Below are 14,615 nucleotides of genomic sequence, written 5' to 3' on the forward strand. Positions count from 1 at the left end.
GGTTTACAGGCCGTACCGATCCATCAGCATCCGGAGACGTTCCAGCAACGCATCGGAGCCCGGCACCAGCGGAAGCCTCAACCGGTTTTCCGCCATTCCCCGCACGGCCAGAGCCGCCTTGACTCCCGTGGGATTTCCCTCCGCGAAAAGCACCTCGACCGCCTCGAACAGGCGGAGCTGAAGCGACGAAGCCGTGGTCCGGTCGCCGGCGAAAGCCGCCCTCACCATGCGGATGAACACTGCCGGAAAGACATTGGCCGCCACGGAAATCACTCCGTCGCCCCCGAGAGCGATCAGCGGCAGGGCCATGTTGTCGTCGCCCGAAAAGACCCGGAATCCCTCGGGCCGGTCGCGGAGCAGGTAGCTCATCTGCGAGAGCGAACCGCAAGCCTCCTTGACCCCCAGCAGGTTTTTCACCTCGGATGCCAGCCGAAGCGTCGTTTCCGCCTTCAGATTGACACCCGTGCGGGAGGGTACGTTATAGAGCAGGATCGGCACGGGCGATTCGCCGGCGATCGCCCTGTAATGCTCGAAAAGACCCTGCTGCGAGGGCTTGTTATAATAAGGAGTGACACTCAGCACGGCATCCACGCCCGAAAGGTCGGTCTCTCCGATCTGCCGGATCACCCCGGCCGTATCGTAACCGCCGATTCCCACGATCAGAGGCAGCCCCTTCCGGTTGCGCTCCCGGACAAAGGCGAGGATATCGCTCTTCTCCCCGGCGGAAAGCGTGGGGGTCTCCGCCGTCGTACCCAGCGCCACCAGGAAATCGGCGCCGTTCTCCGTCACATAATCCACGAGCCGGCCGAGCGAAACGTAGTCCACACCGCCCCTCTCATCGAAAGGGGTTACCAATGCCACGCCGACTCCCTGAATGTTATTTTTCATACATTTTGTGTAAATTCATGGCAAAGGTAATAAAATTTCTAAAACAACGAACCCTGAACGGGATTATTTTCTTTCTCCGGCGAAGAGGCCGCTCCGGCGCCGTCGCCCTCTCCGATCATCGCCAGGAAACGCTCCTCGTCGATGATTTCGACACCCAGTTTCTGAGCCTTGGCGAGCTTGGCCGGTCCCATGTTCGCTCCGGCCAGCAGGAAGTCGGTGTTCGAGGAGACGGCGGCCAGGTTCTTTCCCCCGTGCAGCTCGATAAGCTCCTTGAGCTGGTCGCGGCTATGCGCGGCGAAAGTGCCCGAAATGACGAAAGTCCGGCCCCCGAGCGAATCGGAAAGCCCCTCCCGTTTTCCGCCGCTGAACTGTACCCCTGCTTTCCGGAGGCGGGCGATGATCTTCAGGTTATCTTCGTCGGAGAGATACTGGATGACGCTGTCGGCGATCTTCTCCCCCACTTCGTCCGCCTCCAGCAACTGCTCGCGGGTCGCGGCGGCGATGGCATCCAGGCTGCCGAAACGGGCAGCCAGATTTTTGGCCGTCGTCTCGCCCACGAACCGGATACCCAATGCGAAAAGCACCCGGGGAAAGGGCACTTCGGCGGAACGGCGGATACTCGTTACGATATTCTCCGCCGATTTCTCCCCGAGCCGGGGCAGCGGGGCCAACTCGCCGGCCGTGAGGTCGTAGAGGTCGGCGATGTTCCGGATAAGCCCCTGTTCGTAAAGAAGCGCGACGGTCTCCTCTCCCAGCCCCTCGATGTCCATCGCACGACGGGCGATGAAGTGGATGATACGTCCCACGATCTGCGGGGGACAGTGGCTCTGGTTCGGACAATAGTGCTTGGCCTCCCCCTCGTATCGGACCAGCAGGGTACCGCACTCGGGGCAATGCGTAATGTACTCGAACGGGGTGCTGTCGGCCGGACGCCGCGAGAGTTCGACGCCGACGATCTTAGGAATGATCTCCCCTCCCTTCTCCACATAGACCATGTCGTGCAGCCGGATATCGAGCAGGGCGATCTGCTCGGCATTGTGCAGCGAAGCCCGCTTGACGGTCGTCCCCGCCAGCTGCACGGGGTCGAGATTGGCCACGGGAGTGACCGCCCCTGTACGACCCACCTGGAAATCGACCGTATTGAGCCTCGTCAGGGCCTGCTCGGCCTTGAACTTGTAGGCCACCGCCCAGCGGGGCGACTTGGCCGTATAGCCCAATTTGCGCTGCAGAGCATATTCGTTCACCTTGATGACCACGCCGTCGGTATCGTAGGGAAGCGTCTCGCGCAACCTGTCCACCCGGCGGATATAGTCGTCTATGCACTCCGTACTCCGGCAGAGCTCCATGCGGTCCGAAATCTTGAACCCCCACTCCTTCGCCTTCTGCAGGCTCTCCCAGTGCGAGGCGTAAGGCAGATCGTCACCCACCAGGTAATACATGAAATTGTCCAGCCCACGGCGGGCCACCACGGCTGAACTCTGCTGCTTGAGCGTGCCGGCCGCCGCATTGCGCGGATTGGCGAAAGGCGCCTCGCCCGCCTCCTCGCGTTCGGCGTTGAGCCGGTCGAAAGAAGCGTGGGGCATCAGGATTTCGCCCCGTATCTCGAAAAAGGAGGGATAATCGTCTCCGCGCAGCTCCAGCGGAATGCTGCGGATCGTGCGCACGTTGGCCGTCACGTCGTCCCCGGCCGTCCCGTCGCCGCGTGTGACGGCACGCACCAGCCGCCCGTTCTCGTAAGTGACGCTGATGGCTGTCCCGTCGAACTTCAGTTCGCAGACGTACTCCGTCTCCCCCACCTCGCGCGCGACCCGGTCGCAGAACTCGTGCATCTCGTCCGGAGAATAGGTGTTCGACAGGGAGAGCATCGGATAGCGGTGTGCGACGGTGGCGAACTCCCCCGTCAGGTCGCTTCCCACACGGTGCGAGGGGGAATTGGGATCGTCGTACTGCGGATAGGCGGCCTCCAGCTCCTGCAACTCGCGCATCTTACGGTCGAAATCGTAGTCGCTGATGAGAGGATCGTTCAGCACGTAATACCGGTAGTTGTGTTCGTTGAGCTCTTTGCGGAGCCTGAGTATCTGTTCGAGCATGGTTCGTCTAAATTTGCCCAAAGGTATTAATTTTGTCCGGAAGCCGTATCTTCCGCAGAGGCAAAATCATGTCGGGAACAGGAGAGAAAAGGAAAAAACGGAAAAAAATTTTTCAGACTATTCGGGATATTCAAATTTTGCTTATACTTGCAGAAAATTTTCAGAAAGCATGGCCACAGAAACAAAACCCAAGAAGCGTCTGGTGGTGAGTTACCATAACTTACCGGCGGAACTTCAGGAAGAATTGAAGAAGAAGTACCCTAACGGATATACCGACAGCATGCTCCGGATCGACAAGGGCCCGGGCGACTTTTTCTACGCTGTCGTACTGGAGACGGAAGACACCAGCTACCTGGTCAAAGTAGACGTGAAGGTGGACGGACAGCTCGACGAAGAGGAAGACAAGGAGTATTACGACGACGAAATCAAGGGCGCCGACGAAATCATCGACGACAACGCGGAGGAGTCGGACGACGAATAGGGCGGAAGAGTCACGCCGGAAAACGGAATGGTACGGATTATGCATCCGTACCATTCCGTTTTTTAACCGATCCGCTATGGCCGACCGTCAACACAGAAGTTACTCCAACGGAGAGATCACCGTCCTCTGGCAGCCGGAAAAATGCCGGCATTCGGGCATCTGCGTCTCCCGCCTGCCCGAAGTTTTCGATGCCCGTTCCAGACCCTGGATCAACATGGAGGCCGCGGAGAGCCGGAAGATCGTGGAAACGATCCTTCGCTGTCCCAGCGGCGCCCTCTCCTACACGCTCGGCGGCACACGCAAGCCGCAGGCTGCAGCCGCCCCTCAACGGGAACTCGTCACCCGGTGACCGTCCCCGAACAAAAAAGAAAGTCTGCCCTTTCGCAAGGCAGACTTTTCTTTGTCCTGTCCGGTTATGCCGGAATCAATAATTCGCAGGGTCCCAGTTCAGGATACGGAAGAAATCGTACTCTTCGGGGAACTCCACCCACTGACGGGCCGCCTCGTAATCCTCGGGCGTGAGGTAGCAGAGGATGTGATCCACCACGGCATGGAACTTGTCGCCCGTGATATCCACCAGACGGGGCGGAATCTTGCCCGTCACGTCGTCCTGCAGGTCCTTTAGGTAAAGCTGGCTCACCTGGCCGCGCTGATCCACATAGACCATGCAACCTGTCTTGCCTTCCGAGAAGAGCTTGTAAACGCCCATTCCCAGCATCGAACAATACACCAGGTCGAAGGCCACCGGAGTCTGACAGCGCACCTCGTAGCCGATCTCCACCGGACGCGACTTCACCTTCAGATTGATCTGCTTCAGTTTCTTCTCGATCATCTCATTGAAAATGTGAGCTTTCGACACTTTGCCCAACTCGGGATGACCGTGTTCGTCATAGGAAAAATGAACGCCCGACTTCTTGATCTCGTCGTTGCTCAGCTCATGGAACACGCCCTCGGAAATGATCGCCGCACCATAATCCATGTGCATGATCTTGCGCTTGATGATCGAGGAGATCACCAGGTTGACGATCTTGTCCACGGTGATCTCGGTTTTGTTGAACATCTCCGGAATCACGATCATCGGATAGTGGCAGGCGGTACCGATACCGAAAGCCAGGTGTCCGGCCGAACGTCCCATGGCCGCCAGCACGAACCAGTTGCCGCTGGTGCGGGCATCCACATAGACGGTACGGCCAATGATGGCCCCCTTGTCCTTGGCCGACTGATAGCCGAACGTGGGCGACCCTTCGGGCAGGGGCAGGTCGTTGTCGATGGTCTTCGGCACGTGGATGTTGGCGATCGGATATTTCTTCTCCTCAAGGAACTTGGCAATGCGGTTCGCGGTCGAAGCGGTATCGTCTCCGCCCACCGTCACCAGCAGTTTCACATTGTTCGACGTGAAGAAATCGAGGTTGAAATCGTTGGCGAAATTCTCGTTCGTAGGCTTGAAACGGCTCATCTGCAGGTAGGAACCGCCCCGGTTGAAGATGTCGTCGGCCAGGAAATAGTCTATATCCACCATCCGGGGATTCTTCTTGAAAAGCCCCGTGTAGCCTTCGTGCAGACCGATCACACGGTAACCTTTCTGCAAAAACGTCTTGGCCACGCTGCCGACCACGGTGTTCATACCGGGTGCAGGGCCTCCTCCCGTCAGAATTGCGATTGCATCTTTCATTGCTGGTTCGAATTTATAAGTTATTAATCGTAGCGATTCGCACTATTGTCCACGCCAAAATTACAACTTATTTTTTAAATTCTTTTAAGAATCTATGAATTCGAAGCCTTTTTCAGAAATTTTTCCACGTCGACGATAAAGCGCCGGTGAACCCCTTCGCCGATCGTGGCACCGCTTTCGTCGCGGGCCGACACTTCATAGACCAGCTCCCGGCCGTCAATGGCGGTGAGAGTCGCCGTGGCGAACACCTTGCGCCCCACGGGGGTTGCCTTCACATGGGTCACGTCGATCAGCGTACCCACCGTGCTCTGCCCCGGATCGAGCGCGGGAGCCACGGCATGGCGCGCCGCATTTTCGATCAGGGCCACCATGGCGGGCGTGGCGAAAACGGCCACGCTGCCCGACCCGTAAGCCTCGGCCGTATTTTTATCCGTCACCGTCGTCTCCGCGGTGTAAGTCAATCCGATTTCCAGTGTTTTCATAATTCTCCGATTTGGGTCTCCGGACCGGATTTTCCGGTCCGGAGACGATGATTCCGATTATCGTTCCTCTCCGAACAAACGCCCTGCCATCGCACAGGCGAGTGCGTCACAATCGGCGTATTTATCGACCGCGGGCCGCCCGGCGATCTCCGCGGGCGCACACACGGGTTCCCAGCCGATCTCCTCGGCGAATTTGAGCAGGTTGCGCACACCGCCGCCGTTCCAGCTGTACGAGCCGAAAAGTCCCAGCGATTTGTTCTTGACATTCATGTGCACCAGCGTGCGGCAGAGCAGCTCCATGAGCGGGAACATCTCCCCGTTGTAGGCGCAGCTGCCCAAAATCACACCCCGGTACTCCCAGATCGCATTGATCAGATAGGAAAGGTGGGTTTTCGACACGTCGAACACCTTGATGTCGCGCACCCCGCGCTGGGCGATGCCGTTGGCGATATAATCGGCCATGCGGGCCGTGTTGCCGTACATCGAAGCGTAGATCACCACCACGCCGGGTTCGGCCTCGTAGCGGCTCCAGCGGTCGTAGAGCGAGAGAACCCGCTCGGTATTCTGGCGCCAGATCGGGCCGTGGAGCGGGCAGATCGTCCGCAGGGGAATTCCGGAGAGTTTGGCGAAAGCCTTCTGAACCATGCCGCTGTACTTGCCCACGATGTTGGAGTAATAACGGCGCATCTCGCTTTCGTAGAATGCGAAATGGGTCTGGTCGTCGAAGATGCCGCCGTCCAGCGTGCCGAATGTGCCGAAAGCATCGGCCGAAAAGAGAATCTGTTCGGTCACGTCGTAGGTCATCATCGTCTCGGGCCAGTGCACCCACGGTGTGAAAACAAACTTCAGCTTGTGGCGGCCCAGCTCCAGTTCGTCGCCGTCCTTCACCTCGACCAGGTGATTGCAGAAGGCGCCGTAGTAGCTTTGGAGAATTTTGAAAGTCTTCGCATTGCCCACGATCCGCACCTGCGGATAGCGCCGCACGATCGACTCGATCTCGCCCGAATGGTCGGGCTCCATGTGGTTGATGACCAGGTAATCCAGATCGCGCCCCTCCAGCAGAATCTCGATCCGCTCCAGATAGGCGCCGTCGCTGCCCATCTCCACCGTGTCGATCAGGGCCGTCTTCTCATCCGTAAACAGATAGGAGTTGTACGACACCCCGTGCGGCAGCGGCCACAGGTTCTCGAACAAGTTCTTGCGCCGGTCGTTCACACCGATCCAATGAATTTTCTCACTGATGTTCACACTGTACTGCATATACATTCGTTTTTTACAGTTTCTATTTCCGTTCGCTCATACGCACCACGTCGGCAATCTGCCGCGTAGCGATCTTGGGGTTGGCGATCACGTTGCCTCCGCTGACGCATCCGCCTTCGCAGGCCATCACCTCCACCATATTGCCGGGACACGACTTGGCATACCCCCTCAACTCCCGGATACTCTGTTTGTTCAGACCGTTCACCAGCACGGGACGCACCTCGAAACGGTCGCCGACCTTCGTCTTCACGGCGGTCATCACGCCCGAGGAGACGGGATACCCGCGGCTCGTGGAGTCGATTCCCTCCTCCAGCTCCACGCAGGAACTGTTAGCAACATCGATGCCCTTTGCGATGAACATCGAGCCGATCTCCTCGAAATTGAGCATCAGGTCGGCGTTCGGGTCGCAATAGGTCTCATAGCGCTTGGCCAGGCAGGGCCCCACGAAGACCAGCACGGCATCCGGATAACGCTCGCGGGCGATCCGCGCCGTGTACTGCATCGGGGTGAGCGTATCCGACACGAAGGGTTTGATTTCGGGCATGTGCTTCTGAACCGCCGCAATGTAGGAAGGGCAGCAGGAAGTGGTCATGAAGGCCTGTCCCCCGGCCATCTTGTGCAGGAATTCGCGGGCCTCGTTCTCCGTGGTCTCGTCCGCCCCGCGCGCCACCTCGATCACATCGTCGAAGCCCAGTTCCCGGATAGCCCCCAGAATCTGAGCCAGCGGCGCCTTGAACTGCCCCGCGATGGCCGGCGCCACCATGGCCACCACCTTTTTCGGGCCGGCGAACGCCTTGAATATGTCCATGATGTGCGATTTCTCCATCACCGCGCCGAACGGGCAGGAGGAGATGCAGCGGCCGCAGTAGATACATTTCGTGTAGTCGATCTGCTCCGTTCCGTCCTCCCGTTTGGAGATCGCCCCCACGGGACACGACTCCTCGCACGGCACCGGAATATAGACGATGGCATGATAAGGGCAGTTCTTCATGCAGAGGCCGCAATTGACGCACTTCGTATGGTCGATGTGCGCCTGCCCGTTCTCGAAACTGATCGCCCCCTTGTTGCAGTTGGCCATGCAGGGACGGGCCAGACAGCCCCGGCACATGTTGGTCACCACATAGTTGGTCTTCACGCAGGCGCTGCACACCTCGTCCACCACCGTCAGGGGTTCCCGCTCCACTTCCGTCCGCTCGAAGGCCCGGCGGACGTATTCGCTCAGCGGAGTCAGCTCGTCCTCCTCGTCGCGGATATTGAAGCCCAACAGGGCCATCAGCTTGTAGCGCAGCATCGCCCGGTCCTTGTAGAGGCAGCAGCGGGAAGCCTGCGAACCTTTCGGGCGCAGCTCCAGCGGAATCCGGTCGATCTTCAGTTCCAGTTCTCCCTTGTCGTACAGTTTGGCCAGCCGGGTCAGCAGTTCCCGGCGCATCAGCACCGCATTATTCACCGCCATCGTCTATGCCTTTAATTCGTCCTTAATCGCCTCGACCACCTTTTCGATCGTCGCACCGGACACCGTCCGGTCGCCGACCTTGACGAAAGGCGCTCCCTGGGAATCCTCCCGGTTGCAACAATCCAGACAGGGCGACCCTTGAATCTCCACCTGCGCGAGCAGTTCGGCGGGCAGCTGCTCGTCGAGCAGCTGGAGTTCGGCCCCGCCCATCACGTAGCACAGCGTGCCCGTGCAAATCTTTACGATCAGTTTCTTTTCCATCCGTTCAGATATATTGTATGCGTACTTCTTTCCTGTATCTCTTTTCCAACAAATCGCCCAGCCGTTTCACAAGGTTGCGCCTCAGCTCCAGCTCCACGGGCAGGTTCGGGTCCTGGTGCAGGGGATTGATCCGCGTTCCCACCACGAACTCCACCACGTCGTGATCGAGCAGCATACGGGCCACCACTCCGTCCGTCCCCTTCTCCTTCACTTCCGCGCCGGGCGCCGTACGTTCGAGCAGGCTCTTCACCCGGTTCAGTGTCAGCACCCCCTCGGTCACCAGGTCGACCCCCTCCATCGTGGAGGTCGGCGGCAGGCCCGCCGGGTCGCGGCGCAGGACGACCGATACGGGACGTCCCAACTCGCGGGAGACGATCTGCGCCGTCGTCCCCCCGCAGATCAGCTTCGTGCCCGGATACCGGGCCACCATATCGGCCAGAATCTCGTCCTTCTGCTCCTTGAAGGGAGGCCCCGAACAGACCAGTATCCGGCGGGGCTGCCGCAGATAGAGCACGGCACAGGTCAGGTCCCGTTTCGGAGCGAACAAATCGTTCAGTTCGGCCCGCTCCACGATCTTCCGCGCCAGTTCCCGCGCCGAAATCAGGGGGTTCTGCGCAATTTCGGCCCGGCAATAGCCGGTCACCCCGTCCCGTCCCCATCCGCCGGGAAGCCGCCGGGTCAGCAGACCGGAAGAGACCACCCCGCCGGTCATCAGCACGATCCTGTCTTCGGGCTCGGCCCGGAAATCGCCGCTCCACAAACGGCACTCCCCGGCCTCTTCCCCGGCCGTCCCGCACTGAGGGAACGGCATCTCCCGCCCGCCGCGGAACAACATGCAGGGCACGGTCCCGAATCCGGTGATCCGCACCCGCCCGCTGCGGTGAATATCCAGCATGGTAAAACTCACCGTCCGTTCCGCAGCGGCCGTTCCATCCTCCTCCCGGTCCCGGGACCTCTCCGGCTCCGGCGCAAACGTGCGCACAATGGTCCGCGCCCCGCGCAGGGCATCCTCCCCGTCCAGCGCATAATGAAGCGCCATCGAACCGATCACCTCGGAAGTGACCCGTCCGCGGACGCCCTGCTCCGCACCTCCGGCCAGCACCACGATCGTGCGGTTGCCGTGCCGACGCTGGACGCAGATCTCCCCGGGGACCGTCTCCCCCTTGCGGCCGATCTGGCAGCTCTCCGCCTCGATGAAAAATCCGGTGGTCTCCATCGACTATTCGTTTTTCGCCCCGCCCCGGGCATCGAGAATCGAATTGAGGATCGCCTCCGTACGCGAGGCATTCTCCCCGAGCAGGCAGGCGATTTTCTGCACGGTTTCGAGATTCTCCCGAATCACGCGCTGCGTCCGCGAAACGATCTCCTCGTTGCGCACCTGCGAAAAGAGCATGTTGCGGCAAATCATCAGATAGACCTTGCCTCGCTGCACGACGTGAACCGACACGGTCAGGATACGTTCGCGCACCTGCACGTCCCTCACCAGGCTCTCGTCGCCGCTCTCGGCCAGTTCATTCACCAGCCTGACGAACGGAAGCACGCTCTCCCCCTCCAGCCCGCTCCAGCCGGGCGAGGCGTCGTAGAGCGATTCGGCATCGGGCCCCATCATGGAAGCCAGCCGCCGGTTCGCCTCGGCGATCCGCACCGTTCCCTCCTCCAGCGCCACCACAGCCACCCCGGCCGCCAGTTTGTTCACCAGCGTCGTGAAGCGGGACCGAAGCTCGGTCTGCACGTAATGCGTACACATCTGGCGGCAGACGACACCCCGGCTCAGCGCCTTGGCGAAACGGCGGCAGGTGCCGTAACCGCAGCCGTTGCAGTCGATCCGGTCGCTTTCGAGCGACAGCCCGAGCGAATCGAGCGCCCGGAGCGTATCGCTCTCGGCCACGAAACTGCTCACGGCCTCGTCCTCCACCGGCGTGGAGTCGAGCGATATGTAGGGCAGGTTATACGACTCGTCGATCATCCTCCGGGAAGCCGCCGCCCGGTTCAGGCGGCCGCACTGGGCCAGATAGGAATCCCGCCCGGCCGTGGCCCCGTTGGAACCGAGGCAGCCGTTGGGACACGCCATCAGGTCGAGGTAGATGCGGTCCGTCTCGCGGCCCGTCATCCCCTCCAGCAGCTCCTTCACCTGGTCGAGCGAAGAGCGCACCACGTGGACGGCTCCCGAAGCGGCCAGATCGGCCAGCCTCCGGCCCCCCACTCCGCCTCCGGCCAGCGGATAGAGCAGGCCGGCCCGGGCGGTAAAGGGCTCGAACTGATAGCTGTCGCTGCCCCGGATATGGTCGAAATCGAGCCCTTCGTCGTTCATCCAGCGTCTCAGTTCGGTAAAGGTGAGGGCCAGCTCCACCAGTTCGGGGTTGCGGGCAGCCTCCGATTTCGCGGCCACGCACGAAGATATATGGACGATCCGGGCCTCGTGGCCCCACCAGCTGCGGATCATGCGGGCATGGGCCAGCATGGGCGTCGCCACGGGCAACAGGTTGGCCGCCAGCCGGGGTTTGTACTTCCGGATATAATCGGAGATGGCCGGACAACGGGCCGAAATGCTCACCCCCTCCCGCTGCATCAGCAGCTCCTTTTCCCTCAGCAGCACGGCCTCGCCGCCCAGTGCGCTCTCGGAAACGTGCGTGAAACCGAGCAGTTTGAGCGCTTCCACCATACGGTCGGCGTCGATTCCCGGGAACTCCGTCACCCACTGGGGCGAAAGGGAGGCCACTTTGATCGTGTAGCTCTTGATGAACCGGCGGGCCAGGAACACGTCGTCCCGCAGCCGGACGGCCCCGTCGTGGCACCACGCGAGACAGGCGCCGCACTCCACGCAGCGCTCCGGGTCGATCGCGGCACCCTCCTCCGTCCTCGACACGGCCTTGACGACACATTCGCGGGCACAGCGATAACAATTTCCGCAGTCGTTCCGTTCTATATAAAGACTCGTCAGGTCGGCCATATCACATTTTTATTAACTTTGCAAAGTTAGGAATATTTACGGAATATCTATGAACGGACGGCTACTCCTGCTTACGGTTCTTCTGATCTGTACCGTCTCCGGAGCCTCGGCCCAGAGGCACGGAAAGGGGTACTACAACCAGCGGGTCGAGGTTCAGGGAAGCGACACGATCCCCGTGATCGACATGTGGCCGGTGTACGTATTCAAACGTCCGATCGACATGCGCCGTTACGCCCGCCTGGTGCGCAACGTGAAAAAAGTCTACCCCATCGCCATCGCGGCCCGCGAAAAACTGCGCGAAACGGAAGAGCACCTGCTCACCCTCAAAAGCAAACGGGCACAGCAGGCCTATATCAAACAGGTGGAAAAGGAACTCAAGGCAGAATACACGCCCGTCCTGAAACGCATGACCTTTTCCCAGGGGAAAATCCTCATCAAACTGATCGACCGGGAGACCGACCGCACCTCCTACGAACTGGTAAAACAACTCAGGGGCAGTTTCAGCGCCTTTTTCTGGCAGGGAGTCGCCCGCATTTTCGGAGCCAACCTCAAGGACCGCTACGACAAGGAAGGAGAAGACAAGGTCATCGAACAGATCATCATGCTCTACGAAGCGGGGCTTATCTAAAAACCCCGTCCTGCCCGACTCTCCCGCCCGGACATATCCATACATTCATACGGAAGAGAACCCGCCCGGCATCCGGGACAGGTCAATATCCCAGACCGCGGATAAAGTTCTGCGCATCGACGCTGATCCGGTCGTTCCGCTCGCGCCATACTCCGTCGCGGATCATCTGCTCCTTATGGCGCATGATCGCATCGGTCAGAGGGAAGGAGGGCTGGGGCATCGACTCGTACCGCTCCCGCTGCGAGGGCCGGATCGTACGGGTGAAAACGTCCTTCAGCAGGGGACGCCGCTCGGGCAGCCATTTGAAGCCGGGAAGGAACTGCTCCTGCTCCTCGGGAATCTTGTCCATCGGATAGATCGAATAGACAGGACTGCCCCGATACACGATGCTGGTGACCTGTTTCTCCTCCATGAAAAACGAAATGTCGGCACACTCGGCCACCAGGAACCCGATGATATCGTCGGGACGGTCGTCTTCCGTCATGTAATAATAAGTCTGTCCGTTACCGTTGACATCGGTACGGTAGATTTCGTTATTGCGGAACAGGGCCTCGATCACCTTGCCCTTCACCTGGTTGAAATGGGCCGAATCCACCTGTGAAATCATAATGGGCTCGCCCACGAACACGGCCTTTTCGATCTGCTGGTTGCGGGAATAGATGTCGATGATCTCCGAAATGACCTGGTTGTTCTCGCTCCACAGGACGGGGTCGATGTAGAGGTGGGCCGTCGAATCGTAAGAGAACGCCACCAGCGAGTCGCACACCGCCTGGAAGTCGGAACGGAAGATACGCACGTTGTGATAAGCCCGCACGATCCGGTCCACGGAGTCCTGCGCGGTCGTATCGGCCGGAGTCGCCGCGAGCAGCGAATCGGCTTCGATCCGGGCAGGAGTGACGAGCGTCGTCCGTTCGGCCAGCGTGTCGGCCGCCACCTCCTGCCCCGCCCGTTCGTCCCGTCTGAGGGAGAGAGAGTCGGCCGGGACGTTGCCTTTTCCCGACTCTTCCGGGTCTCCGGGCTCTTCCAACACGTTTTTCTTCCCCTGACGGGCTGCACGGGCAGCCTCTTTCGCCGCCCGTTTCAATCGTTTCTCCTCGGCTTTCAGCCGTTTCCGCTCCTCTTTAGTCAGCGGGGCGGGACCGCCCCCGCTCGTATCGATCGACTCCTCGATCTTCTCCTGTCCGGGCTGGGGAATATCCTCGGTCACGACGGTCTGCTCGGTCGCCTCGGTAAGCCCGTCACCGGAGCGCAGCGTCGTATCGGCCGGCAGGGAGTCTATCAGTTCCTCGTCGCTCGTCTCCACGAGCGAATCGATGATCCGGCCCTCCCCGTGAGGCACCGTATAGAGAAACATGGAGTCGGACCGCATGTAGAGCGTATCCTGTTTGGGATCGTAATTGACCATCGCGGGCTCTTTCGTCAGCATGGCTTCCTGCCGGCCGCCCCAGTAGAGCCCGTAATCCCCGAACGCGATCACCTTGTGCTCCTCGTCCCGGAGCTGGATATCGCTCCGCAGGACGGCATCCTCCGTCGCACTGTTGTAGTCGAGGCTGTCGGCCCACAACTCCTGGTTCCGTGTCAAGATATAGGCGTCGGAAGTGAAACGGTAATCGGCCGTCTTGCGGTCGTAGGAGCCGCGGTCCGCGCTCAGAATCTCCCCCTTCTCATTCCAGATATAGGTCTTGAGATAGAAGGTAGCGATCTCGGTATCCATGTTGTAGCCGGCCGAATCGGACTTGATCCGGTAGTCGGGGTTGCGTATCTCCACCTGCTCCACGCAGATCATGTCGCGCGTGTCGGCATAATAGTAGCCCCGCTTCGATTCCAGCAGATTGTCCTTCTGGCTCATCGTGCCGCCGCCGCTGTACTGGCCGATATTGTCGAGCGTGTTGAATGAAAAATTATAGGTGTAGAGGGTGGCGTCGCCGTCCACCATCTTGATGATCGGACCGTACACCCGGGCAATGTTCAGGTCGCCGTTGTAATCGGCACGGTCACCGTAGATATAGGTGGAATCCTTGTTGATGACCACGTTCTTGAAGCACTCCATCCGCTTGGCGTTGTAACGGATGGCGCTGTCGCAGGTAATAACGGCCCCGTTATGGTAGAAAATCACGTTGCCCAGCAGGTTGAGCACCGAGGAGTCTCCGATCTTGACCGGACGCATCACGTCCGCCTCGAAATCGACCACCCGCCGGGTACTCTGTGCGGGGGAGGTTCCCGAACGGTCCGTCCCCGCCTTTCGTGCGGCAGCATTCCGGACCGTATCGGATTCCGCCGCCGGAACGGCCGATTCCCCGGAATGTCCCTTTCCCGCCACCGTATCCTGCGCCATGCGCCCGCCGGACGGCTGCTGGGGCAAAGCCATGCTTGCCAACACCATGCAACCGAACACTCCTGCGAAAAAACCGCGTACCGACATACTCCGCCCGTTCCCTTTTAATCCGATT

Annotated in this window: 13 protein-coding genes; 3 read left to right on the forward strand and 10 right to left on the reverse strand. The window is 60.0% G+C overall.

Annotation, left to right across the window (positions count from 1 at the left end; translation table 11 throughout):
• Positions 1-3 precede the first annotated feature (3 nt).
• Positions 4-888 carry a 4-hydroxy-tetrahydrodipicolinate synthase gene (dapA, locus tag INF32_RS05580; protein WP_226387374.1) on the reverse strand — a complete coding sequence of 295 codons (885 nt, stop codon included), beginning with the start codon at positions 886-888 and terminating at the stop codon, positions 4-6.
• A 38-nt stretch (positions 889-926) separates the two neighbouring features.
• Positions 927-2,978, reverse strand: coding sequence for an NAD-dependent DNA ligase LigA (gene ligA / locus INF32_RS05585; RefSeq protein WP_226387375.1), 2,052 nt, complete (start codon positions 2,976-2,978; stop codon positions 927-929).
• A 169-nt stretch (positions 2,979-3,147) separates the two neighbouring features.
• Here ligA and INF32_RS05590 point away from each other — a divergent pair, with 169 nt between their 5' ends.
• Both INF32_RS05590 and INF32_RS05595 read left to right on the forward strand, forming a co-directional pair.
• Positions 3,148-3,459, forward strand: coding sequence for a hypothetical protein (locus INF32_RS05590; protein ID WP_226387376.1), 312 nt, complete (start codon positions 3,148-3,150; stop codon positions 3,457-3,459).
• A 76-nt stretch (positions 3,460-3,535) separates the two neighbouring features.
• Entirely contained in the window at positions 3,536-3,808 is a 273-nt protein-coding gene (locus INF32_RS05595) for a (4Fe-4S)-binding protein (RefSeq protein WP_226387377.1), read from the forward strand.
• 75 nt (positions 3,809-3,883) lie between these two features.
• Here INF32_RS05595 and INF32_RS05600 read toward each other — a convergent pair whose 3' ends face one another.
• The 7 genes from INF32_RS05600 to INF32_RS05630 all read right to left on the reverse strand — a co-directional run bounded on the left by INF32_RS05600 (position 3,884) and on the right by INF32_RS05630 (position 11,537).
• Positions 3,884-5,131 (reverse strand): 6-phosphofructokinase, encoded by a 1,248-nt coding sequence (locus INF32_RS05600; RefSeq protein WP_226387378.1) that lies wholly within the window; start codon positions 5,129-5,131, stop codon positions 3,884-3,886.
• Positions 5,132-5,223: 92 nt separating this feature from the next.
• Entirely contained in the window at positions 5,224-5,604 is a 381-nt protein-coding gene (locus INF32_RS05605; protein ID WP_226388113.1) for a thioesterase family protein, read from the reverse strand.
• Positions 5,605-5,670: 66 nt separating this feature from the next.
• Positions 5,671-6,873 (reverse strand): FprA family A-type flavoprotein, encoded by a 1,203-nt coding sequence (locus INF32_RS05610; RefSeq protein WP_226387379.1) that lies wholly within the window; start codon positions 6,871-6,873, stop codon positions 5,671-5,673.
• A gap of 22 nt (positions 6,874-6,895) precedes the next feature.
• Positions 6,896-8,326: a monomeric [FeFe] hydrogenase gene (locus INF32_RS05615; RefSeq protein WP_226387380.1), complete on the reverse strand. Its 1,431-nt coding sequence runs from the start codon at positions 8,324-8,326 to the stop codon at positions 6,896-6,898.
• 3 nt (positions 8,327-8,329) lie between these two features.
• Positions 8,330-8,587 carry a thioredoxin domain-containing protein gene (locus INF32_RS05620; RefSeq protein WP_226387381.1) on the reverse strand — a complete coding sequence of 86 codons (258 nt, stop codon included), beginning with the start codon at positions 8,585-8,587 and terminating at the stop codon, positions 8,330-8,332.
• 4 nt (positions 8,588-8,591) lie between these two features.
• Positions 8,592-9,803 (reverse strand): hypothetical protein, encoded by a 1,212-nt coding sequence (locus tag INF32_RS05625; RefSeq protein WP_226387382.1) that lies wholly within the window; start codon positions 9,801-9,803, stop codon positions 8,592-8,594.
• A gap of 3 nt (positions 9,804-9,806) precedes the next feature.
• Entirely contained in the window at positions 9,807-11,537 is a 1,731-nt protein-coding gene (locus INF32_RS05630) for a [Fe-Fe] hydrogenase large subunit C-terminal domain-containing protein (protein WP_226387383.1), read from the reverse strand.
• 49 nt (positions 11,538-11,586) lie between these two features.
• Between INF32_RS05630 and INF32_RS05635 the strand changes: the two genes are divergently transcribed.
• Entirely contained in the window at positions 11,587-12,165 is a 579-nt protein-coding gene (locus INF32_RS05635) for a DUF4294 domain-containing protein (protein WP_226387384.1), read from the forward strand.
• An 82-nt stretch (positions 12,166-12,247) separates the two neighbouring features.
• Here INF32_RS05635 and INF32_RS05640 read toward each other — a convergent pair whose 3' ends face one another.
• Positions 12,248-14,587, reverse strand: coding sequence for an OstA-like protein (locus INF32_RS05640; protein WP_226387385.1), 2,340 nt, complete (start codon positions 14,585-14,587; stop codon positions 12,248-12,250).
• Positions 14,588-14,615 lie beyond the last annotated feature (28 nt).

Origin of the sequence: Gallalistipes aquisgranensis, from assembly GCF_014982715.1 — a bacterium.
Taxonomy (GTDB): domain Bacteria; phylum Bacteroidota; class Bacteroidia; order Bacteroidales; family Rikenellaceae; genus Gallalistipes; species Gallalistipes aquisgranensis.